Raw genomic sequence first — 21,138 nt, forward strand, 5'->3', positions numbered from 1 at the left:
ATAGATACTTCTGAAGAAAAAGATCCAGAGGCTACTATTAAGAAAATGGAACTGGTGAGAGCAGCGGCTCTTGCTCCTGTAGATCCTTCTCTTCAAGATATTCAGGTAGCCCAAATGGCGTTGATGAAAGAAATGAGAGCTAGAGAAGAACTTTTAAAAACACAAGAAAAGTCCCACAGTTATAAAATTAACGAGATAGTCTAAATTCTAACTTTGTTTTGTTTCCTTCGGATAGACTGTTTTAGAAGTTTTAACTTTAGAAGTAATTTTAGCGAGTTTTTTCTCAGCCCTTACAAATCTTAAAGGGTTAAGACTTCTTCCCCAGCGCCTGATTTCATAGTGTACATGGGGCCCCGTACTTCGGCCAGTATTTCCTACGTAGCCAATTATTTCACCCTTTTGGACCCGCTCACCCCTTTTGACAACATATTTGCGCAGATGCCCATAAACGGTCATAAAACCGTGGGCGTGTCTAATCTTTACATAACGACCAAGAGCTCTGGTATAACCTACGCGATAGACTACTCCATCGGCTGTGGCTCTAACTGGGGCTCCGTAACGCGCTACTATGTCTATCCCCGAATGAAAGGCACGTTTTTTAGTGAAAGGATCTCGACGATAGCCGTAATAAGAAGAAATATAACCTCGAACCGGCTTTCCTATGGGTATTTTGTCAAATTTAAGAAGGTAAGTACTTATTTGGTTGATTAAAATTTCATATTCTTTTTTAGGAGGAAGATAGGGACCACCAACGGCCTTGTTTGATGAGACCTTAAAATGGTGTGAAAGCCCAAGCTGGCGCACCACCTTTTTAACATAGCGGTCATATTGTCGTAGAGCTCCTACTGCCTGGTTGAGTAGTTCTTCTTTTTCTTTTTCAAGCTCGTCAATCTGGGTTTCGAGTTCTTTCTCCCTTAACCTTAAAGAAACAATTTCTGTTTCTAAAGAGGCAACTTTTCCTCTTAGTTCTTTAACTTCAATTCTTAATCTAATATTTTGGTAAAAAAGAATGGCAGAAAGCAGGAGCAAACAGATGATAATCAGCGGACATAAATTTCCTTTAAGCCAACTAGGGCTGTTTTTATCATCGATATTTTTTTGTGGCATAGGAAGATGATGCCAAAAAATTCTTTGAAAGGCAAGACCTTTGTGTTTAGTATTTGAAACATGAGTAGTCCAAAAGAACGAATCTGGCTCGAAATATCGGTAGTAGTACCATCAGAACTCAGTGATGCTGTAGCCAACTTTTTTGTGGAAACCACTGGCCATGGGGTAAAGTGTGAGGATATAGAACCCCACCCTGAAGGAACCCTTCTAGTAAAAATTACCGGGTATCTTGCCCCTGAACAGGCAGAAACAGGCCTTATTAAAAAAATTTACGCCTATCTTGCTTCTCTTGAAGAACTCTATCCTGAATACCGGTTTAAATTGGAACACCGTCCTTTACCGGAAGAGGAATGGGAAACCGCATGGCAAGTCTATTTCAAGCCAATAAAGGTTGGTAAACGCCTGATTATAAAACCATCTTGGGAAGTTTACATACCAGAGCCAAAAGAAATTGTAATTGAAATAGATCCGGGAAGGGCTTTTGGTACTGGGCATCATCCTTCTACATATTTAATCCTTGAAACCTTAGAAGAACTTTTTGAAAAAGAACTTGCAAGTCCTACAGTGCTTGATGTGGGGACAGGCACGGGAATTTTGGCCATAGCAGCGGCCAAGTTAGGGGCCAAGGAAGTGATCGCTATTGATATAGACCCTGAAGCCACCGAAGTGGCTAGGGAAAATATTCTTCGCAATCATTTGCATGACAAAGTTTTCGTTTCTACCACTCCTATTTGGGAAATTTTTTCAGGTTTTGATTTGATTTGTGCCAATATTTCGGCATATGAATTAGAACTTATGGCTGAAAAGCTTACAGAGCTCTTAAACACCAAAGGTTTTCTTCTTTTATCGGGTTTTTTAAAAGAAGAGGCCCACAAACTTAAAGAAAAATATCTGTCATCAGGTCTTAAATTATATCAGGAAAAAACTGACCGGGAATTTCAGGAATGGACCATGCTTGCCTTTCAAAAGGATTAGCCCGCTTTTTGGCTGAAGGAATCAACCTCGGAACCACTTATCTGCTTGATCCTGAAGAAAGTCATCATCTTAAAAATGTTTTGCGTCTTAAAGAAGGTGAAAAAATAATCCTTCTTGACCTGGCTGGTAAAGAATATCTCGGGAAAATTGTAAAACTAGACAAAAAAGGGGTTTTAGTTAAGGCTCAAAGACTTTTGCGCCAAGAAAAACCTTTAAAACCAGAATTAATTTTTCTCCTCCCTTTGTTGAAAAAAGATTGGCTAGCGTTTTTGGTGGAAAAAGCGGTAGAACTCGGTGTTTCACAGGTAATCCCTGTTATTACCGAAAGAACTGTAGTCAAACCAGGAGCCAATTTTACGGCCAAACTTGAAAAAAGGGCCAGGCAAAGTTTAAAACAATGCCGCCGTCTATGGCCTTTAAAAATCCAAAAGCCTTTTTCTTTAAGCCAGGCAGCCAAAAATATCGTGGCAGATTTAAAGATTTTTGCCTACGAGAATGAAAAAGAAAGGACGCTCGTCGATGTATTAGATGTTAACTCAAAAGTAGAAAAAGTAGTCTTTACTTCTGGACCAGAAGGTGGATTTTCTCCAAAAGAGGCAAAAATTCTCAAAGAATGCGGTTTTGAATCAATCGGGTTGGGTTCATTTATTTTGAGAGCTGAAACTGCGGCTCTCTATTTGATGAGTGTAGCTCACTTTACTTTTTTTGCTTCAAAAATCTTGAAAAAAAGAAGTTATTAGATTAATTTTTTTAATAAAAATCCAGGAGGTAGGCCGTGTATAACACGCTTAAAACATTTATCCTACTCGCTGCTTTGACCGCACTATTTGTTATTTGTGGTCAATTATTAGGGGGTAAAACTGGAGCTGTAATTGCGCTTGTTTTGGCGGGGGTTATGAACTTTTTTGCCTACTGGTACTCTGATAAGTTTGTCCTGAAAATGACTGGAGCGAGAGAAGTGTCACCTGCTGAAGCCCCTGAACTGCACAATATAGTGGCTAAGCTTGCGGCTCAAGCGGGTATTCCTAAACCCAGAGTTTTTATCATGGATACTGACACCCCTAATGCTTTTGCCACTGGAAGAAATCCGGAAAAGGGTGTGGTAGCTGTTACCAGAGGGATTATGCAAATTCTTAACAGAGATGAGCTTGAAGGGGTCTTGGCTCACGAAATTGCTCACATTAAAAACCGGGATATTTTAATTTCCTCTATTGCGGCGGTAATTGCAGGAGCTATTGCTTATTTGGCTGATATGGCCTCATGGTCTTTACTTTTTGGTGGTCTTTATGGAGATGATGAAGATAATGGTGTTTTAGGTTATGTGGGCATTTTTCTTATGATATTTCTTGCGCCTCTTGCGGCCATGATTATTCAGATGGCCGTTAGCCGTAGCCGCGAGTATCTCGCTGACGCCACAGGGGCAAAAATTTGTCGTTGCCCGATGTCCCTGGCCAGAGCTCTTGAAAAGCTTGATGCCTGGAACCGCCAGGTTCCTATGCAGGTAAATCCGGCTCAGGCCCAGATGTTTATCGTCAATCCTTTAGCAGGTGGTAGCTTTTACAAGCTCTTTTCTACACATCCTCCGATAGAGGATCGTATAGCTAAACTAGTAGAAATGGCAAGGCGCGAAGGCCTGGCTGCTTAAGTTTTGGGGCCTCTCACGGCCCTTCCTCTCCTTTATTAGAGGGGAATTCGGGCTTTTCATTGTAACCCCATGCCTTATTTTCTTAGAGAGCGAAGCAATTTCGTAAAATTGTCGCAGGACACTACATTACTTTACAAAAAGCTGGTTAATAACCGGACTTAAAGTTCAAAATAAATATATTTCGCTACTAGAAATTATTTTTTCTTTCTTTTTAGAAAATTTTTTCTTTAATACTTCTAGATGGTTTAATACTTCTAGATGGTAAATAAATTGTTTTGAACCAATGATAAGACTTTCCGTGAAGTAGCGCGATCGATACGTAAATTCCTTGGCTTTGTTAAATTTTTTTGATTCACCGAGCCCACCTTTTCTGTAAACAAACTCTCGGTACAGCCTGAAACGCTCTTTTTCTGATTTGTTGGCATAAGAGGGAAGCCCTAAATTAAGGGTCATAAAATTTTCGCCTGTCCCCAATCTTGCCCGGTAGCCTAGTGAGCACCAGCGGTAATCCTCTGGCTTATCCACAATTCCTACCCGCACAGGATTTAGCTCAATATAGGCCAAGCAATTCAAAAGGGCCTCGCCAGTCTCAATGATTACGGACTTAAAGCGGTCACTCCAGAAATAGCCTTTGCGTTCGTACCTGCGGTTATACCAGCGTGAGAAGCGCTGCTTCAGATCTTGGATATAACGGGAAAGGCTGGCCAGTCTAGATCGCCATTTGGTTATTAGTTCTTCGTAGACAAAGACCTTGCGCTTTCCCTGGTAATAGAGCTTTATGCGGCGTACTACTTCTTCGTCGGAGAACTGATTCTCTGGTAGCATGCGGCATAACAGGTGAAAGTGGTTACCCATGATAGCGAAGCCATAGACTTCTACGAAATAAACTTGTGAGAGCCAGCGAATAAGATTGAGCAAATAGTCTTTTTCTTCGTCACCAAGGACGTCATGGCCTGGTAAGGCCGTACGCGAGATGACATGATAAGCCGCTTTTGGATGATTGGTAAGTAAGCGAGGGATTCTTGGCATGCTCAAACCTCCTGAAAAAATCTTCGCCTGTCCCTCTTATCGGAAGAAGTTTTGCGGAGCTTGAAAATTTCGCCTGTCCCTACCTTAATTTTCGAGTTCTTAAAAAGGTATTATGTTTATGCTGATGACCCTTGAAAAATTTTGGCAAAAATTTGCCTCTTTTCTTTGGCCTTTCGGAAAGGCCTATTCGCTTTTGATGCAAACAAGGCACGTTGCTTACGCCAAAGGGGTACTCAAAAGCCACCAGGTTCCGGCCAAAGTAATAAGTGTGGGTAACCTCTCCCTAGGTGGTGAAGGAAAGACTCCACTAGTTATATGGCTCGCCAGATTTTTTGAAACTCAAGGTGTCAAAGCCGCCATTGTAACAAGAGGTTATCGCGGCCGTCTAAAAGGGCCCATCATAGTCGGAGACCAGGGCAAAGTATTCTATCCCTCAAAAGATATAGGCGATGAAGCCGTGCTACTGAGCTTGAAAACAGAAGTTCCCGTTATTGTAGCCAGAGATAGAGTTGCTGGCGCAAGGCTTGCCATCCAAAAAAGGGGAGTTCAAGTTGTCATCCTTGATGACGGCTTTCAGCACTTGCCTCTTAAGAGAGATTTAGACTTAGTTCTTATGTCCCCAGGTCGCGATCCCTTTAAAGAAAAAGTATTCCCAGCTGGTTATCTGCGTGAGTCCTGGCCGGCCCTTAATCGGGCTCACGCCTTTATAATTACGAAAAGCAAACCAGAAGACCAAAAGGCCCAAAAACTTGTCGAAAAACTTAAATGCTTTGCTAAGCCCATTTTTTATGCCCCTTTTAACCTTAAAAATCCATATAAATTAGAAGACCTATGGCAGAGAGGAAAAAAGCCAATTCAAACAAAACAAGAAAAAGTAATAGCCTTTTGTGGTTTGGCGAGACCCGAGCCTTTCTTTAAAGCGGCAAGCCATTTCTTCTCATTAGCCCAAAAAGTAGCTTTTGAAGACCATGTTTATTATGACCAAGCCCAAATTGATTATCTTTTAGCCCAAAAAGAGAAGTATTCGGCCACAGGTTTCGTCACTACCGAAAAAGACGCTGTTAAATTAAAAAAGTTTGTTCAAGAACTTGAGCCGTGCTACCTTTTGCCGATAGAAGCAAAACCGGAGGAGGGCCTTGGAGATTTCATCCTCAAACACCTTGAAAATAATGGAACTCCCTGCTGACGAAGAAGGCATGTTTCTTGAACGCCCAAATCGCTTTTTAGGTAAAGTAGCACTAAACGGAAAAATCGTGCTGGTTCATGTACATGACCCTGGCCGTCTTCCGGATCTTCTCCTGCCAGGAACGCCTGTGCTTTTAAAACGTGCAGAAAGCCCTAAAAGGAAAACGGCTTTTAGCCTCCTTGCCGCCCGTAAAGATAGTTTCTGGGTATTTGTCAATTCCGGCTATCATCGGCGTTTAACAGGAGCCTTATTAGAAAAACTTGGCGAAAAATTATTCCCCGGCCTTAGAGGGTTTCAGGCTGAACCCAAGTTTGACGGTGGAAGGCTTGATTATCTTTTGAAACTCGAATCACAAGAAGAAATTCTTTTGGAGGTGAAGGGGTGCACCTGGGCCAAAGGTGAGATAGCCCTTTTCCCTGATGCTCCCACTACCCGTGGGCAAAAACACCTCCGCCATCTCTTAGAACTTAGGCGAAGAGGCCTTAAAGCTTGCCTCTGGATACTCGTTTTTAGACCTGAGGCTACCTGTTTTTGCCCTGCTGTTGAGATCGACCCGGTATTTGCCGAACTTTTTAATGAAGCCTTAAAACAAGGGGTAATTTTGAAAATGCACCGCATTTTATACGATGGAAAAAATCTTTCTTTTGGAGGAGAACTTCCTCTATGCCCAAGTTGAAAATCTGGCTCGTAATTTTTTTTCTCATAATATCTGTTCCTCGAGTTTTTGCCCTTAAAACCCACCTAACCCCTGAACGCATTCTGGTAGTAGTAAACACCAAAAGCCCAAAATCAAAGAGAGTAGCTGCTTTTTATCAAAAGGCTCGTCAGATACCTGCCGAAAACATGCTTTATCTACCTATGCCAACGCGTGAAGAAATAACTCGCCCTTTTTATCTAAAGTTCATTGAAACCCCGATACGCAAGTTTTTGGAAAAAAAAGCATGGCAGGACAAGATTCTTGTAATCCTTTTAATGCCTGACGTGCCGCACAAAATTGCTGGAAAAGTAGCCAAAAATGGAGATGCCGCTTCGGTTGACTCTGAGCTTACCTTACTTTACCGCAAGATGTTATTTGGCCCTTACCGTAAAGATGGCTGGTTACCAAACCCTTATTTTCAAAGTCCGATTGACGAACCCTTTGAACATGACCGCTACGACATTTACTTAGTAACCCGCATAGATGGTTATACGGAAAAAGACTCTCTTGCTCTTATAAAAAGGGCCACCGCTGCTAAAAAAACTCATCCTCCATATACGCTTGTTTTAGATGCCAAAGATGGGCCGGCAAGACCGGGTGATAATTGGCTACACGCTGCCTATTTGCTTCTTAAAGATTTTCCCGGCCTAAAAATCGAAGCCTCTTTTAACCGGGCTTTTTTAGTTTCAGGAGAAAGGGTGATTGGCTATGCCTCTTGGGGCTCAAATGACCCTAATTATCCAAAAGACCGTAAGCTTTACTTTAAATTTTTGCCAGGAGCCATTGGTGTCACTTTTGTTAGCACTAGCGCCCGTACTTTTATAGAACCGCCGAGACACTGGCAGGTAAATCGAGGCCGAAAATATTTTTTCCAGGGTTCTCCACAGTCCCTAATTGGTGATCTGGTGCGCCTAGGCATAACGGGTATCTCTGGAAATGCTTATGAACCCTATCTTTCAGCTTGTGCTAGGCCCCATTTGCTATTTCCTGCCTATATTAAAGGTAAAACCTTGGCAGAGGCTTATTATCGTTCTTTGGCTTACCTTAGCTGGCAAACTGTTGTTTTAGGAGATCCTCTGGCCAGTATCGGACCAAGAGAAGTGGAGAGGCCTCCTTTAGAAAATTGGTTTGTTAAAAGAAAAGAGGCCTACCAAGAAGCTAAAAAATCTAAAGATTACCTTCTGTTAGCTAAAATTGAGATGCATCTCGGCTGGCCAGAGAAGGCACTCAAGTATCTCAAAAAACTCAAAGAAGAAAAAGAAACCCTGCCGCCTCAAGCATACTATCTTCTTTTGGCTATGGCTCGTCAAAAAGATTTTGAGAGACGGGTAATCGATTTTTTGAAGTATGACTCCAATGAAAACGCAAAAATTGTAGAGGCCTTTATCTATATCAAGCACAAAAGGTATGCCTGGGCGGAAAAAGTGCTTTTAGAAACACCTCTTAAAACCCCTGACGCCCTCTTTTTGCTTGGCAAAGTAAAACTTGCCCTCAAAGACTGCGAAAGTGCTGTAAATCTCATAGAAAAAGCTATCGCTTTAAAACCTAATGCCTGGGGTTTTTATCCAGACCTTTACAGGGCTTTAAAGGCTTGCGGGCAAAAAGAGCGTGCCGAAAAGATAAAGACCAAACTCTTGCAAATGCCTTCTTTAGCTGAGCTGTGGCCAGAGTTAAAAAACTAATAGCGTCGGTTAAGCTCCCATTGCCAGGCGGTTTCTATGATGCGGGTCAAGTCATCGAACTTAGGTAAAAACCCTAAAAATTTTTTGACATTCTCGCTTTTAGCTACGAGTATCGGTGGGTCTCCTGGCCGCCTTTCTTTTATTTCATAAGGAATGTCCCTTTTGGTTATCCGTTTAGCTTCTTCTAAAACTTCCTTTACCGAATAACCGTGGCCATAGCCACAATTCAAGGTAAGACTTTCTCCCTTGTTAAGCAGGTGTTCAAGGGCAAGGATATGGACTTCTGCCAAGTCGTTTACATGAATAAAGTCGCGAATACAGGTACCATCTGATGTGGGATAATCTGTGCCGAATAAGTAAAATTTTTCGCGCTTCCCGATGGCTGTTTGCAATAAAAGGGGGATTAGGTGAGTTTCTGGATTATGGGCTTCGCCTATAAGGCCTGAAGGGTCAGCTCCGGCAGCATTAAAATAGCGCAGAGAAACATAGGGAAGACCGTAGGCATTATGGCAATCAGTGAGCATATTTTCTACCATGGCCTTGCTAGTCCCGTAAGGATTAATGGGCGAAACAGGATGTTCTTCAGGAATGGGGACTTCTTTAGGTACACCGTAAACCGCGGCACTTGAAGAAAAAATAAAGGCCGAGACTTTGTTTTCCACTGAAGCTTGTAATAGATTAACCGTGGCTGAGAGGTTATTTTCGTAGTATTTCAAAGGGTCAGTCACGCTTTCTGGTACCACGATATAAGCAGCAAAGTGCATTACGGCTATCGGCTTTTCCGCTTCAAAAAAACTTTTTAAAAAGGCCTTGTCTCTTAAGTCGCCCTTTACTAGCCGCGCGCCTAAGACTGCCTCACGGTGGCCAGCAGAAAGGTTGTCTAACACAATCGGCTCATAACCTTTTTCTAAAAGAAGTTTCACCACGTGAGAGCCTATATAGCCAGCGCCCCCGGTTACTAGAATTTTTCGGGACATAGGAAAACCTCTAAAAAGAATTTAGGCCAAGATATCATGGCTCTAGCGAGTGAAAAAGTCTCTTATCTGAGCAATTTTTAACTTCTCACCTATGCTTGCGAGCGAGCCATAGGCGAGCAAAGCAATCTCGCCGCCGTAATCGTAGAGGTAGTGGCCTTCAGCTAAAGGGCACGGGTAGCCGTGCCCATAAGTTCACTTTGCCAGTTTTTTAGCTATTTCTTTTGCAAAATAAGTAAGTATTATGTCGGCGCCTGCACGACGAATAGAGATAAGGCTTTCCATCATAGCACGTTCTTCGTCAAGCCAACCAAGCTTTCCAGCAGCTTTAATCATAGCGTATTCCCCGCTTACCTGATAAGCAGCAATTGGATGGTTGAACTCTTCGCGTAGTCGCGTAATCACGTCAAGATAGGGCATGGCAGGCTTTACCATCAAGATATCAGCACCCTCTTCTACGTCTAGGGTGGCTTCGCGCAGGGCTTCTCTGACGTTAGCTGGGTCCATCTGGTAGCTTCGCCTGTCCCCAAATTGAGGGGCTGATTCAGCCGCGTCTCTAAAAGGGCCGTAAAAGCTTGAGCAATATTTTACTGCGTAACTCATGATGGGAATATGTGAAAAGCCTGCCTCATCAAGGGCTTCACGAATTCTGGCCACTCGGCCGTCCATCATGTCTGAAGGGGCTACCATGTCGGCTCCAGCTTTGGCGTGAGAGACGGCTACTCTGGCAAGCTGTTCAAGCGTAAGGTCATTATCCACCTCGCTGCCTTTAATAATTCCACAGTGACCGTGGCTGGTATACTCACAAAGGCAGACATCTGTGATTACTAGAAGTTCTGGCGCTATTTTCTTTATGGCCGAAATCGCCCGCTGAACAACTCCTTTTTTGGCGTAGGCCTCTGAGCCGATTTCGTCTTTTTGGGCCGGGATACCGAAGAGAATAACAGCTGGTAGGCCAAGGTCTATAATTTCTTTGATTTCTTCTTTCAAAAGATCTACTGAAAAGCGAAAAACTCCGGGCATAGAGGGTACTTCTTCTTTAATACCGTGCCCTTCAACCACAAAAAGAGGATAAATAAGATGATTTAAAGAAAGTTCGGTTTCACGTACGAGGGATCGCAGGGTCTCATTTCGGCGGAGACGACGGGGCCTGTATTCAGGAAAGAACATAATGGCCTCCTTTTTTGTCAAAGGATTTTAAATGAAAAAGAAAAAAAGGCAAAATTTATACTTTCTAAATAGAAAGTTTCTGTTAAAAGTTTCCCACCATGGATTCTCCAAAATCTAAATTTAAAACTCTGGAGATTTTTTTACTTTCTCTGGCCCATTTTGTCCACGATGTTTACACGGCTTTTTTATCACCACTTCTTCCTCTTTTAATGGATAAATTATCTCTTTCTTTGACACGAGGAGGTTCTCTGGCCGCAGTAATGCAACTTCCTTCGTTGATAAATCCTCTTTTAGGACTTTTAGCAGACAGAGTGAACCTTAAATATTTTGTAGTATTTGCCCCGGCCTTTACCGCTATATTCATGAGCCTTATAGGTCTTGCGCCAAATTATCTAATTTTGCTTTTTATGCTTTTTATGGCCGGTATAAGTGTAGCGGTGTTCCACGTACCTGCTCCAGTGCTTATTGCCAGGATGGCTGGCTCACGAAAAGGCCTGGCCATGAGCTTTTTTATGGTTGGGGGAGAGCTTGCTCGAACTGTAGGGCCAATTATAGCTGTAACTCTTGTGGCCATGAGAGGTCTGGACGGATTTTGGCCAATCATGTTTGCCGGTATTGCCACGTCTGGAATACTCTTTTGGCGTCTTAGAAATGTCGATCTCTCTATTCATAAGTCAACAAAGAATTTAGCCCTTTCTCGAACTTTTATAAACCTTAAGCATATATTCTTGCCGCTTGCTGGAATTATAGCTGCCAGAAGTTTTATGCACGGGGTTTTAACTACTTTTTTACCAACCTATATCAAGACCCAAAGCGGAAATTTATGGCTGGCCGGATTAGCCCTAAGTGTTCTTGAAGCTGCTGGTGTTGTTGGTGTGTTAATTGCCGGGCCGTTGAGTGATTTTCTAGGCCGCCAAAAGACACTGGCTATTTCTTTAATAGGTGCTCCAGTTTTTATTCTATTGTTTTTAGAAAGTAGCGGAATATGGCAGTTTCTGGCTTTGATTGGCTGTGGAGCTACTTTACTTTCTACTACACCGGTTATGCTAGCCCTAGTTCAAGAACATGCTAAAGAAAGTCCTGCTACAGCCAACGGCATTTTTATGATGTTATCATTTGTATTTAGGTCTTCTATAGTAATATTTATAGGGTTCCTTGCAGATAGATTAGGCCTCCATACTACTTATTTTATTAGTGCCTTGGTAGGAATGCTTGGTATCCCCTTTCTTTTCTTTTTGCCCAAAAAGTCAAATTAATAACCAACGTTTTTTCTCAGTCGATACCAATTGGTTACTGCGAGGCCAGGTGAAGACCGAAGTAGTAGAAACGCAAATTTTGTTCCAAGATGGGACGTTCTGAAAGCATTGTTTTTTGGGTATTTTGAAGGTAAAAATTTTTTATTTTGGTTTTTTGACGGAAAAAATTTTCCCCTTCTAGTGGAAAAATTTTCTACTTTTTTAAAAGGGAAAATTTTTTCCACTTAATTTATTTGCCTGTCCCCAAAAAGCAGGGTTAAATTTTAACAATTTATGGGAGGGACTTTGTATTATGATTAAAACCATCACGGTTAAAACCAATCGTCAGACAGAACTGGTTGATATCACTGATCAGGTGGCCCCTTTGGTGGCAGGGGTGGAAAGCGGCATTTGTTTTCTTTATTGTCCGCATACCACTGCTGGCATCATTATAAACGAAGGGGCTGATCCGGCGGTAGCTGACGATGTAATTTCAGTTTTAAACCACTTTGTGCCCTGGAAGTTTTCCTATAAACACCTGGAGGGCAACTCACCGGCTCACGTAAAGGCGGTTTTAACCGGCCCGGGCACCTTTGTTTTTATAGAAAACGGAAAACTTAAGCTTGGCACCTGGCAGCGTATATTTTTTGCCGAATACGACGGGCCGCGTACCCGCAAAATTTATGTTAAAGTTATGGCCGACAAATAATCCGAGGAGAATTTTATGAGTGTGAATAAAGTTATTCTCATAGGGCGCCTTGGAGCCGACCCTGAAATTCGTTACACCGCTGATGGCCAGCCGGTGGCCACTTTTAGGCTGGCTACCTCTGAGCGATGGACGGACAAGAACGGCCAGCGCCAGGAAAGAACAGAGTGGCACCGTGTAGTGGCTTTTGGCAAATTAGCTGAAATTTGCGGGGAATATTTGTCTAAAGGCCGCCAGGTTTATATAGAAGGGCGCCTTCAGACCCGTTCTTACGAAGACCGCGACGGCATAAAACGTTACGTGACAGAAATCGTCGCTCAGAATATGCAAATGCTTGGCCGCCGTGACGAAGTCTCAGCTGGCCCAGCTCCCAGTGCTGGGACTAGCGATTTTGTTGATGAGCCACCCCCAGACGAAGACTTGCCTTTTTAGCAGGCGGTAAAAGACTTTACTTCGTTCTCTAGAAGAAATCGGCAAGTGTGGGTGATGAGCTGGTTTAATTACTTTTTAGCATTCTCTTCAGGCACTATAAGCCTGAGATTATTAATCCGAGTATTTTTTATACGACAAAGTATAGCCGCTGACATAATCGCTAAAGCAAAGTAACCTTAGCTGTCACGGCGAGGTCTCGTTAGAGGTCGAAGCAGTCTCAGGGATTGCTTCGCTTCGCTCGCAATAGCTCAATTGTCGCCTATTTGGCTCTCCCCTTAGTAGAGAAATAAATTTTATCTTTTGTTATCTCTGGTAAGGAGAATGTATCCACAAACGGCCGCGTGGGCTCCAATTATCTTGCTCCTTCGGGACAAGGCAAAGCAATCTAACAGGAAAAGTATCAAGTAGGGCATGGGAAAAACTTGCCGACTGTTAGTTTTTCGTTAAATTTTTCCGGGAAATGAGAATCAAGCGTCTAGAAATTTTTGGTTTCAAATCCTTCCCTAAAAAGGTAAACATAGTTTTCCCTTCAGGGATTTCAGCCATAGTAGGGCCTAACGGTTGTGGCAAAAGTAACCTGGTAGATGCCCTTCGCTGGATCCTGGGGGAGCAAAACCCGCGTTTTTTACGCGTAAGAGAAATGACTGACCTCATTTATGCCGGCGAAAATGGCCATCGTCCGGATTTTGCTGAGGTGAAGCTAATTTTAGATAACGATAAAAAAGAAGGCCCTAAAGACCTGGCGCAACTTAATGAAATCTCTGTGGCCAGACGCCTTTATCGCGACGGCGAAAGCGAGTTTTATCTCAATAATCGTCCCTGCCGTTTAAAAGATATTGTTTATCTCTTTCTTGATACAGGGGTCCATGCCAGGGGCTACGGCATTATTGATCAGGGAAGGGTTTCTCAATTTTTAGAGTTAAGCCCTAAGGAAAGACGTCGCTTTTTGGAAGAGCTGGCCGGCATTGCCCGCTTTAAAGTAAAAAAAGAAGAAACCGAAAGGCAGCTTTCCAGGACAAAAGAAAATTTAAACCGTATAAAAGATATCTTAACTGAAGTAGAATCTCGCTTAACAGAACTAAAAGAACAGGCCAAAAAAGCAGAGGAATATCTTAAACTTCAAGAAGAAATAAGAGATTTAAGTCTTAAAAAGTTTGATTATCTATTTAGGCAAGCTAGAGATAAACAGCAAGAAGTTTCTGAAAAAATAGCTTCTTTAAAAGAAGAAGTAAAAAATATTTCATTACAAATAAATCAACTTGAGCCCCAAAAAGACGAAAAAGAAGCTCTTATTTTACTTTTAAAACAGGAAATTGAAAAAATAAAAGCTGATTTTAATGAAGTAGATAAAAAGTTAAAAAATAAAGAAAAAGTCTTCCATGAATTACTTAAAGAAGAGAGTAATATTGGTCAAAAAACCGTTAGAATAAAAGAAAAAATTGCCGGAAAAAAAGAAAGAATAGAAGCTATTAAAAAGAGAATTTTAGAAATAAAAAGCGAAAAAGAATTAGTTAATGAAAAAATTGTTAATAGCCAGGATGAGCTTAAAAATTTGCACAGAGATAGACAAGAACTTTTTAAAGAAAAAGACGCTTTGGAAAAGAATATCAAAAATATAAAAGAAAGTCTTTTTAAAATAAAATACGAGATAGACGAAAAAAGGAAGTTAAAACAAAAAAATAATCAAATTCTTGAAACTAAATTAAAAGAATTACAAAAAATTGATCAAGAAATCAAAACTCTTGAGAAGAGATATAAAAAAAGTTTAGAGAAACAGAAAGAGCTTGAAATTAAAAAAGAAAATTTAGATAAAAGACAAAAAGAACTCTCAAAAAAAATAGAAAATCTTGAATTAAAAATTGAAGAGAAAAAAATAATTCTTGAACGAGAAAGAGAAAAAATATCTGATCTACGTTTAAAAATAAAAGAAGTAACTTCAGAAATAGAATGGTTAAAGCAAATAATAAAAGACAGAAAATCAGAGGCTGAAAAACTCTTAAAAAATAAAGGTTTTGACGTTCTTAGTGTTTTTGAAACTATAGAATTAGCACCTGAAGAAGAAAAAATAGCTGAACTGGCCTTCCCAGAACTCTTAGAGGCTATTTATTTTAAAGATAAAGAGACCTGCCAAAAAGCTATCAATGTCCTTAAAAAAGAAAAAATTCAGGCTTTAATTGTCTATAATAAAAATCCAAGCCTTTTAATAAAGGCAAAAATAAAAAACATATCATTAAAAGACGAGATTGACTTAACTGAAAAACAGGCTGTTGTTACTCTTCAAGGGGAATTATGGGATCCAGATGGCATATTTCGTTTAAAGGGTAAAGTCTCTTCATTATTGACTCATAAAAAAATGCTTGATGAAAAAATCAAATTTCTTCCCAAAACAAAAGAAGAACTACTTGAAAAAGAAAAAAATTTTAAAGAAATAAATAAAATTTTAGAAAATCTAAAAAGAGAATATACTGAAAATATAAAATTTAAAAAGCAGCTGAATAACGAACTACAAAGTATAGAATCTAGTCTTAAAAAGATTGCTCTTGATACTGAAAAAGCAATTCAAAGAAAAGAATTATTAGAAAAGCAAAAGCAACAAATTAATAAAGAAATAGTAAGCTTGAAAGAGGTTATTAGTCAAATAGAATTAGATAATTTACTAAAGGAAAAAGATAATTTACAGTCAGAACTGCATAAGCTTGAAGAACAATTTAAACTGAAAAATAAACAGCTCAAAGCTGTTTTGGCCAAAATAAGAGCAATAGAATTAGAAATTACAGCTAACAAGGAAAAATTTAATCAACTTATAAAAGAAGAAAAAAGAATACTTCAAGAGGAAACTAGCTTAGCTAGAGACATTGAAAAGCTCCATGAAGAAAAATTTATCTATGAAGAGAAGTTAAATGATCTAAAAAAAGAAATTGCTAATATTAAAAAAGACATAGATTCCCTTTTAGAAAAAAGAGAACAATTACAAAATGAAATAAATGCTAAGCAAAAGGATTATCAACAAATTGATGAGTTTTTAAAAGAACTAACAAAATCTTTAGAAGTCTTGAAAAATGAGAAACAGCAAAAAGAAAAGAAACTCCATCGTCTGGAAATAGATCTAGCGGAAATAGAGCTTACTTTAAGCCATTTAAGAGAGCAGGCAAAAGAACAATTTAATATCGACCTCCCCTTAGAACAAAATACTTCAGATCTTTCTTTAGCTCAGATAGAAAAAATCTTAAAGGAGAAAAAAGAAGAGTTTAATTCTTTTGGTCCTGTCAATCTGCAAGCTATTGAAGAACTTCAAAAGACAGAAGAAAGAAGGGCTTTTCTTTTGGAACAAAAGGCAGACCTTGAGAAGGCAATTGACGATTTAATTTCTGCGGTTAAGCAGATTGATCGCACCTGTCGTGAAAAGTTAAAAGAGGCCCTTAAGGCGGCTAATTTAAAACTTGCCGAAATTTTTCCGTTGCTTTTTGAGGGAGGCCAAGCCGAGCTTCAGTTTACCGAAAACGATGATCCTCTTGAGGCCGGGCTTGATTTGGTTATCAAGTTGCCTGGTAAACCCATAAGGCATCTTTCCATGCTTTCGGGAGGAGAAAAGGCCCTTACGGCTCTGGCGGTGCTCTGTGCCTTTTACCTGGTCAAACCCGGGCCATTCTGTATCCTTGACGAAGTTGACGCTCCACTTGACGAAGCCAATACCGAAAAATTCATTCGTTTGTTACAGGAGCTTTCCAAATATTCACAGATAATTCTGGTAACACACAATAAACGGGTTATGGAACACGCCGATCTCCTGATTGGTGTAACCATGGAGGAAAAAGGTATTTCTAAGATAGTCAGCGTTTCTCTTTCCTAGAAGAGGAGGGAAGAGGGGCCCTTGCGCCCCTCTTGTTAGCTCAAAGGAACAACTTTTACTTTGATGTGAGCGGTAACATCAGCTGAAAGCTTTATAGGGACGACATATTCACCCAGTTTTTTGATGGGTTCTTCAAGAAGGACCTGTTTTTTAGCGATTTCAAAGCCCTTTTCTTTTAAGGCGTTGACGATTTCCGTAGCAGACACGGAACCATAAAGGCGGTCTTCTTCTACCACACGCTGAGGGATTTCAAGTTCAACTTCGTTAAGACGTTCAGCTTCAGACATGAGCTTGCGGCGAATGCGTTCGGCCTTGGCCAGGATTATCTGGCGTTCTCTTTCAATGGCCTTAAGGCTTTTTTTGCTGGCCGGGATAGCCAAGCCTTTTGGGATTAAATAATTACGGGCGTAACCCGGTTTAACGGTAACTACATCTCCAGGGGCGCCTAAATTGGGAACATATTCTTTAAGGATAACCTGCATGGGTAACCTCCTATCTCACGAACTCTGCGTCTTCAATGTCAGCAATAAAAGGCAAGAGGGCCATAATGCGAGCCCGTTTAATAGCTGTGGTTAGCTGACGCTGATGTTTAGCACAAGTGCCAGTCTGCCGACGGGGAATAATTTTGCCTCTTTCGGTGATAAAGGCCTTGAGTATTTCGGGTTCTTTATAGTCAATCTTCAAATTGGGATCAGCGCAAAAACGACATATTTTTTTACGCGGATAAAACCGACGACGTCTTACTGTGCTTTGGGTATCGTTGGCCATGATTTCCTCCTTTACGCAGCTAGAGTTTCTGGTTCGTATTTTTCGTCAAGCTTGACCACGATAAACCGCATAATTCTTTCGTCTATACGGAAAGTCTGTTCAAGCTTAGGCGGAGTTTGGGCCGGCGCCGCAAACTCCATGAGGTAATAGTAACCCTGACGCTTTTTCTCAATGGGATAGGCAAGTTTTCGCATGCCCCAATCGTCTTGCTTGAGGACTTCGCCACCGTCTTGCTGGATAATTTGCGAGATTTTCTCTACGATTTCGTCTTTGGCGTCAGTATGATCCGGGTGGATCACAAAAAGGGTTTCGTACTTACGTAACTTCTCTGCCATACTTTCCTCCTTTTGGACTTATTTTAGGCCCCTTGCGGAGCAAGGAGGTGCCTTCTCTAATTTAATAAAAATTTTGGTGGGCGGTGCTGGATTCGAACCAGCGACTTCCACCGTGTGAGGATGACGCTCTACCACTGAGCTAACCGCCCACCTTCGTTCAAATATAAATTAGTTAAACATATTTGCAAGAGCCGAGAAAATCTATAACCCCTATTCAATTTCTTCAAGAAAAGAAGAAAGTTTGGCCTTGACTTCAGCCAGGGCTTTGCCCCGGTGGCTTAGCTTGTTTTTTTCGTCAAGGGGAAGTTCAGCTGCGGTTTTGCCAAGCTCTGGTACTAAAAATATAGGGTCATAACCAAAGCCTTTATCTCCCCGGGGTTCAAGGGAAATTAAGCCTTCCCAAATGCCTTCAGCGGAAAACCACTTGCCGCTAGGGTGATACACCACCATTACGCATTTAAACCTGGCCGTGCGTTTTTCTGGGGGCACACCTTCAAGCTCTTTGAGTAGTTTTTCTATGTTTTTCCGGTCATCGCCGTGGACACCTGCGTATCTGGCGGAGTAAACCCCTGGTGCGCCGCCTAACGCATCTACTTCAATACCAGAGTCGTCAGCCAGAGCCATCTGGCCAGTGGCCTCGGCTATCTCTTTGGCTTTTTTAAAAGCATTTTCAAAAAAAGTTTTCCCCGTTTCCTCCACCTCTGGAACTTCAGGAAACTCATCTAGACCTTTGACCTCAACCGGCAGGCCTTCAAGAGAAGCTTTAATTTCTCTCACTTTTCCGGGGTTTCTTGTGGCGAGGACAAGTATTTTTTTAGGCATTTTCAAGCACCTTTTGTTGGATTTGGGCAAGTTCATTTATGCCCTTTAAGGCCAGGTCTTTCATTTTTTCAAAGGTTTCCCAGGAGAAGGGTTCTTTTTCCGCGGTGGTCTGGATTTCTACGATGTGGCCTTCAGCCGTCATAACGAAGTTAGCGTCTATTTCGGCCAGCGAGTCTTCTTCGTAGTTTAAGTCAAGAAGTACTTCACCGGTCACTTGCCCACAGCTTATGGCTGCCAGCTGATGTTTCATCGGGTCCTGGGTCAAAACTTCTTCTTTTAAGAGCTTTTTGAAGGCAAGTGCCAGGGCCACCCAGGCTCCGGTAATGGAAGCGGTCCGCGTGCCGCCATCGGCCTGCATGACGTCGCAATCAACCCAGAAAGTCCTTTCGCCAAGAAGGGTGAGGTCAACCACGGCCCGGAGGGAGCGGCCGATGAGGCGCTGAATTTCGTAGGAGCGACCTTTTTTGCCTGTAGCACTTTCGCGCGGAGTGCGCTGGTGCGTTGAGCGAGGAAGCATGGCGTATTCTGCCGTTATCCAGCCCATACCGGTGTCTTTTAAAAACGGAGGCACTTTTTCTTCCACCGAGACGCTGCAAATAACTTTGGTTTCACCAAGCTCCATGAGCACCGAGCCTTCGGCGTACTTTAAGTAATGAGGTGTTATTTTTACCGGCCTTATTTCGTCAGGTCTTCGTCCGTCCTTGCGCATAGCTTTAAACCTTTGCCAAATATCTTATTTAAGAGACTGCTTCGCCCTGCGGGCTCGCAGTGACAAATGTAGCCAGGGCTCGCAGTGACAAATGAAGTAAAGACTTGCCGTGACAGGATGGGAAAGGCTCGCTGTGACAAGGAAGAGAAAAAATTCGCAGTGACAACCCAACAATCATGCGAGCCACGCCCTTCTGTTTTGTCATTGCGAGCCACGTCCCTCTATCTCGTCATTGCGAGCCACGTCCCTCTATCTCGTCATTGCGAGCCACGAAGTGGCGAAGCAATCCCTGTCCCGAGCGCTAGCGAAGGGATCTCTGTCGCCAGGCACCAGCAGCAAATTAATCCCTATTGTAAAGCGCTGGTGGCGCGCGGCGATCTACCTCATATTTTTTTGAATTTTGAAAGATCTTATATCTTTTTTTTACCAATACTTTTACGAGAGTCAAATCTTTCGGTGAGGATTAGAGAAAATTCAAGTTCTATGACTTTGGCAGGGCAGCCTTTTAGGCAATTCAAGCAACGGATACATTCAACGCTATTTAATTCTTCGGGAATTTTTAGGCCCATGGGGCAAACCTTTTCACAAATATCACAGTCAAGGCAGGCCTTCTCGTGCCACTTAAGTTTGAATAAGCCGACCTTGTTGAAAAGGCCGTAAATAAGGCCGAGAGGGCACAAAACCTTGCAAAAAAAGCGAAAATAGAACACGCAAAGCGTGAGAATGGTTAGTAAGAGGGCTACCTTCCAGTAGAACAGGCTTTTTACCAGGGCGGCCAGCTCGGGCCTTAAGGCCAGGTTTAAAAGGCCGGCTTCAAAGGTGCCTGCCGGGCAGATCAGACGGCAAAACCACACTTTGCCGTAGCCAGTTTTACTAACCAAAAGTGCCGGCAAAAGGATTACAAAAAAGACGAGTAAGAAGTACTTTACGGCGAAAAGTACGCGGGGACAGGCAAATTTTTGGGTTTTGATTTTGTAAAGCAGTTCCTGGAGGAGGCCAAAAGGGCATATCCAGCCGCATACGATTCTTCCGAGAAAAAGTCCAAAAAGAACGAGGCTTCCGGCTACGTAAGCCAGAGCAGCTACAGCCTGAGAGCCAAGGAGTCTTAAGCTTGCTAAGGCTTGCTGCAGCGTCCCAAGGGGACAGGCAAAAGAAGCCGCTGGGCAGGAATAACAATTGAGGCCAGGGAAGCAAATGCCTTTAAATGGCCCACGGTAAAGGGCCTTTTGCCATAAAAAACCGATATTGGCATTGGCTAAAAGGGCAAAAAACAGCTGAATGAACTTGCGTTTGGGAAGTTTCATTCAAGCCCCATGCAGGAAAGGCAAAGAGAGACCGCTCTTGACCACACAAAGCCAAAACCACCAGTGAGGAGGCCGTAAGCCAAAAGGCCCCCTCCTACCAATAAGAGAAACTTAGGTAAATGCTTCATTTAGATGTTTTTTAACGTGTTCTACCTTATCGCCAAGATGGACTTCTTTGTCCCGACGGTCGTCTATCTTAATAGCTGTATAGACCCTTTTGGCTCCAGCCTTGAATGGAATTTCGTGCACTTCACGGGCTATTTTTAAAAGTTCTTCTACATCGCCTTCAATGATGGTGCCCATGTCAGTGAGTTTATGAGGAATGTTTTTTTCTGAAAGATACTTTTCAATATCAGCCACGTAGCGGCCAAGGCTTGTTGAGCCTGTTCCGAGAGGTATTACGCTAATTTCCATGATAGCCATGGCTACCTCCTTTCATTACAATAGGCCATTTATTATACTCCATACATGTTTTTGTCTCTATAAGAAGCCGAACGTCCCCTCACGGCGAG

The 21,138-nt window shown here is 42.0% G+C and carries 23 protein-coding genes and 1 tRNA gene; 11 read left to right on the forward strand and 13 right to left on the reverse strand.

Going from position 1 to position 21,138, the window contains the following annotated elements; all coding sequences use genetic code 11:
• Entirely contained in the window at positions 1-204 is a 204-nt protein-coding gene (locus THEIN_RS12065; RefSeq protein WP_148236951.1) for a putative metalloprotease CJM1_0395 family protein, read from the forward strand.
• A gap of 3 nt (positions 205-207) precedes the next feature.
• Here the strand turns inward: THEIN_RS12065 and THEIN_RS11725 are convergent, their stop codons facing one another.
• Positions 208-1,107, reverse strand: a complete 900-nt coding sequence (locus THEIN_RS11725; protein WP_013908273.1) for a M23 family metallopeptidase — start codon at positions 1,105-1,107, stop codon at positions 208-210.
• 60 nt (positions 1,108-1,167) lie between these two features.
• Here THEIN_RS11725 and prmA point away from each other — a divergent pair, with 60 nt between their 5' ends.
• The 3 genes from prmA to htpX are packed head-to-tail and all read left to right on the forward strand — an operon-like array spanning position 1,168 to position 3,727.
• Positions 1,168-2,082, forward strand: coding sequence for a 50S ribosomal protein L11 methyltransferase (gene prmA, locus THEIN_RS08535; RefSeq protein WP_013908274.1), 915 nt, complete (start codon positions 1,168-1,170; stop codon positions 2,080-2,082).
• A gap of 8 nt (positions 2,083-2,090) precedes the next feature.
• Entirely contained in the window at positions 2,091-2,822 is a 732-nt protein-coding gene (locus THEIN_RS08540; RefSeq protein WP_169311167.1) for an RsmE family RNA methyltransferase, read from the forward strand.
• Between the two features lie 35 nt (positions 2,823-2,857).
• A complete protein-coding gene (gene htpX / locus THEIN_RS08545) occupies positions 2,858-3,727 on the forward strand; it encodes a zinc metalloprotease HtpX (RefSeq protein ID WP_013908276.1) in 870 nt (289 codons plus the stop codon).
• 165 nt (positions 3,728-3,892) lie between these two features.
• Here htpX and THEIN_RS08550 read toward each other — a convergent pair whose 3' ends face one another.
• A complete protein-coding gene (locus THEIN_RS08550) occupies positions 3,893-4,756 on the reverse strand; it encodes a transposase (RefSeq protein ID WP_013908277.1) in 864 nt (287 codons plus the stop codon).
• Between the two features lie 112 nt (positions 4,757-4,868).
• Here THEIN_RS08550 and lpxK point away from each other — a divergent pair, with 112 nt between their 5' ends.
• Genes lpxK through THEIN_RS08565 form a run of 3 tightly spaced genes read left to right on the forward strand, consistent with a single transcriptional unit; the run spans position 4,869 to position 8,321 of the window.
• On the forward strand, positions 4,869-5,942 hold the full coding sequence (lpxK, locus tag THEIN_RS11730; RefSeq protein WP_052299063.1) for a tetraacyldisaccharide 4'-kinase: 1,074 nt from the start codon (positions 4,869-4,871) through the stop codon (positions 5,940-5,942).
• Entirely contained in the window at positions 5,926-6,618 is a 693-nt protein-coding gene (gene sfsA, locus THEIN_RS08560) for a DNA/RNA nuclease SfsA (RefSeq protein WP_013908279.1), read from the forward strand. Before lpxK ends, sfsA begins: the two co-directional genes overlap by 17 nt.
• Entirely contained in the window at positions 6,606-8,321 is a 1,716-nt protein-coding gene (locus THEIN_RS08565; RefSeq protein WP_013908280.1) for a TIGR03790 family protein, read from the forward strand. Before sfsA ends, THEIN_RS08565 begins: the two co-directional genes overlap by 13 nt.
• On the opposite strand, the gene galE is transcribed toward THEIN_RS08565, so the two are convergent.
• A complete protein-coding gene (gene galE / locus THEIN_RS08570) occupies positions 8,318-9,298 on the reverse strand; it encodes a UDP-glucose 4-epimerase GalE (protein ID WP_013908281.1) in 981 nt (326 codons plus the stop codon). The genes THEIN_RS08565 and galE overlap by 4 nt on opposite strands.
• Before the next feature lie 192 nt (positions 9,299-9,490).
• Entirely contained in the window at positions 9,491-10,465 is a 975-nt protein-coding gene (gene hemB, locus THEIN_RS08575) for a porphobilinogen synthase (RefSeq protein ID WP_013908282.1), read from the reverse strand.
• A gap of 98 nt (positions 10,466-10,563) precedes the next feature.
• Between hemB and THEIN_RS08580 the strand changes: the two genes are divergently transcribed.
• The 4 genes from THEIN_RS08580 to THEIN_RS08595 all read left to right on the forward strand — a co-directional run bounded on the left by THEIN_RS08580 (position 10,564) and on the right by THEIN_RS08595 (position 16,688).
• Positions 10,564-11,721: an MFS transporter gene (locus THEIN_RS08580; RefSeq protein ID WP_013908283.1), complete on the forward strand. Its 1,158-nt coding sequence runs from the start codon at positions 10,564-10,566 to the stop codon at positions 11,719-11,721.
• Positions 11,722-12,013: 292 nt separating this feature from the next.
• Entirely contained in the window at positions 12,014-12,409 is a 396-nt protein-coding gene (locus tag THEIN_RS08585) for a secondary thiamine-phosphate synthase enzyme YjbQ (protein WP_013908284.1), read from the forward strand.
• A 15-nt stretch (positions 12,410-12,424) separates the two neighbouring features.
• On the forward strand, positions 12,425-12,838 hold the full coding sequence (locus THEIN_RS08590) for a single-stranded DNA-binding protein (protein ID WP_013908285.1): 414 nt from the start codon (positions 12,425-12,427) through the stop codon (positions 12,836-12,838).
• 460 nt (positions 12,839-13,298) lie between these two features.
• Positions 13,299-16,688 (forward strand): AAA family ATPase, encoded by a 3,390-nt coding sequence (locus THEIN_RS08595; protein WP_013908286.1) that lies wholly within the window; start codon positions 13,299-13,301, stop codon positions 16,686-16,688.
• A 35-nt stretch (positions 16,689-16,723) separates the two neighbouring features.
• Here THEIN_RS08595 and rplI read toward each other — a convergent pair whose 3' ends face one another.
• From rplI to THEIN_RS08635, 9 genes are all read right to left on the reverse strand, one after another.
• Positions 16,724-17,170 carry a 50S ribosomal protein L9 gene (rplI, locus tag THEIN_RS08600; RefSeq protein ID WP_013908287.1) on the reverse strand — a complete coding sequence of 149 codons (447 nt, stop codon included), beginning with the start codon at positions 17,168-17,170 and terminating at the stop codon, positions 16,724-16,726.
• A gap of 10 nt (positions 17,171-17,180) precedes the next feature.
• Positions 17,181-17,456: a 30S ribosomal protein S18 gene (gene rpsR / locus THEIN_RS08605; RefSeq protein ID WP_013908288.1), complete on the reverse strand. Its 276-nt coding sequence runs from the start codon at positions 17,454-17,456 to the stop codon at positions 17,181-17,183.
• A gap of 11 nt (positions 17,457-17,467) precedes the next feature.
• Entirely contained in the window at positions 17,468-17,791 is a 324-nt protein-coding gene (rpsF, locus tag THEIN_RS08610) for a 30S ribosomal protein S6 (protein ID WP_013908289.1), read from the reverse strand.
• 74 nt (positions 17,792-17,865) lie between these two features.
• A tRNA-Val gene (locus THEIN_RS08615) sits at positions 17,866-17,940 on the reverse strand.
• Positions 17,941-18,001: 61 nt separating this feature from the next.
• The gene (locus tag THEIN_RS08620) at positions 18,002-18,613 is read right to left on the reverse strand and encodes an XTP/dITP diphosphatase (protein ID WP_013908290.1); all 612 of its coding nucleotides are present in this window, start codon (positions 18,611-18,613) and stop codon (positions 18,002-18,004) included.
• Positions 18,606-19,322 carry a ribonuclease PH gene (rph, locus tag THEIN_RS08625; protein WP_013908291.1) on the reverse strand — a complete coding sequence of 239 codons (717 nt, stop codon included), beginning with the start codon at positions 19,320-19,322 and terminating at the stop codon, positions 18,606-18,608. The genes THEIN_RS08620 and rph overlap by 8 nt, the downstream gene beginning before the upstream one ends.
• A 410-nt stretch (positions 19,323-19,732) precedes the next feature.
• Entirely contained in the window at positions 19,733-20,626 is an 894-nt protein-coding gene (locus THEIN_RS08630) for a 4Fe-4S binding protein (protein ID WP_013908292.1), read from the reverse strand.
• A complete protein-coding gene (locus THEIN_RS12475; protein WP_148236952.1) occupies positions 20,623-20,754 on the reverse strand; it encodes a thioredoxin in 132 nt (43 codons plus the stop codon). Before THEIN_RS12475 ends, THEIN_RS08630 begins: the two co-directional genes overlap by 4 nt.
• Positions 20,738-21,049 (reverse strand): MTH1187 family thiamine-binding protein, encoded by a 312-nt coding sequence (locus THEIN_RS08635; protein WP_013908293.1) that lies wholly within the window; start codon positions 21,047-21,049, stop codon positions 20,738-20,740. Before THEIN_RS08635 ends, THEIN_RS12475 begins: the two co-directional genes overlap by 17 nt.
• Between the last annotated feature and the right edge of the window lie 89 nt (positions 21,050-21,138).

The sequence above is a fragment of the Thermodesulfatator indicus DSM 15286 genome (assembly GCF_000217795.1).
Taxonomy (GTDB): domain Bacteria; phylum Desulfobacterota; class Thermodesulfobacteria; order Thermodesulfobacteriales; family Thermodesulfatatoraceae; genus Thermodesulfatator; species Thermodesulfatator indicus.

What these genes read in the sequence shown, in the direction of transcription:
- sfsA (WP_013908279.1), top strand. Translation starts at nt 5,926, where the DNA reads ATGGAACTCCCTGCTGACGAAGAAGGCATGTTTCTTGAACGCCCAAAT.
- THEIN_RS12475 (WP_148236952.1), bottom strand. Translation starts at nt 20,754, where the DNA reads ATGAAGCATTTACCTAAGTTTCTCTTATTGGTAGGAGGGGGCCTTTTG.
- rplI (WP_013908287.1), bottom strand. Translation starts at nt 17,170, where the DNA reads ATGCAGGTTATCCTTAAAGAATATGTTCCCAATTTAGGCGCCCCTGGA.
- THEIN_RS08585 (WP_013908284.1), top strand. Translation starts at nt 12,014, where the DNA reads ATGATTAAAACCATCACGGTTAAAACCAATCGTCAGACAGAACTGGTT.
- hemB (WP_013908282.1), bottom strand. Translation starts at nt 10,465, where the DNA reads ATGTTCTTTCCTGAATACAGGCCCCGTCGTCTCCGCCGAAATGAGACC.
- lpxK (WP_052299063.1), top strand. Translation starts at nt 4,869, where the DNA reads ATGTTTATGCTGATGACCCTTGAAAAATTTTGGCAAAAATTTGCCTCT.
- THEIN_RS08550 (WP_013908277.1), bottom strand. Translation starts at nt 4,756, where the DNA reads ATGCCAAGAATCCCTCGCTTACTTACCAATCATCCAAAAGCGGCTTAT.
- rpsR (WP_013908288.1), bottom strand. Translation starts at nt 17,456, where the DNA reads ATGGCCAACGATACCCAAAGCACAGTAAGACGTCGTCGGTTTTATCCG.
- THEIN_RS08595 (WP_013908286.1), top strand. Translation starts at nt 13,299, where the DNA reads ATGAGAATCAAGCGTCTAGAAATTTTTGGTTTCAAATCCTTCCCTAAA.
- THEIN_RS08565 (WP_013908280.1), top strand. Translation starts at nt 6,606, where the DNA reads ATGCCCAAGTTGAAAATCTGGCTCGTAATTTTTTTTCTCATAATATCT.
- galE (WP_013908281.1), bottom strand. Translation starts at nt 9,298, where the DNA reads ATGTCCCGAAAAATTCTAGTAACCGGGGGCGCTGGCTATATAGGCTCT.
- rph (WP_013908291.1), bottom strand. Translation starts at nt 19,322, where the DNA reads ATGCGCAAGGACGGACGAAGACCTGACGAAATAAGGCCGGTAAAAATA.
- prmA (WP_013908274.1), top strand. Translation starts at nt 1,168, where the DNA reads ATGAGTAGTCCAAAAGAACGAATCTGGCTCGAAATATCGGTAGTAGTA.
- THEIN_RS08630 (WP_013908292.1), bottom strand. Translation starts at nt 20,626, where the DNA reads ATGAAACTTCCCAAACGCAAGTTCATTCAGCTGTTTTTTGCCCTTTTA.
- THEIN_RS08620 (WP_013908290.1), bottom strand. Translation starts at nt 18,613, where the DNA reads ATGCCTAAAAAAATACTTGTCCTCGCCACAAGAAACCCCGGAAAAGTG.
- THEIN_RS11725 (WP_013908273.1), bottom strand. Translation starts at nt 1,107, where the DNA reads ATGCCACAAAAAAATATCGATGATAAAAACAGCCCTAGTTGGCTTAAA.
- rpsF (WP_013908289.1), bottom strand. Translation starts at nt 17,791, where the DNA reads ATGGCAGAGAAGTTACGTAAGTACGAAACCCTTTTTGTGATCCACCCG.
- THEIN_RS08580 (WP_013908283.1), top strand. Translation starts at nt 10,564, where the DNA reads ATGGATTCTCCAAAATCTAAATTTAAAACTCTGGAGATTTTTTTACTT.
- THEIN_RS08590 (WP_013908285.1), top strand. Translation starts at nt 12,425, where the DNA reads ATGAGTGTGAATAAAGTTATTCTCATAGGGCGCCTTGGAGCCGACCCT.
- THEIN_RS08635 (WP_013908293.1), bottom strand. Translation starts at nt 21,049, where the DNA reads ATGGCTATCATGGAAATTAGCGTAATACCTCTCGGAACAGGCTCAACA.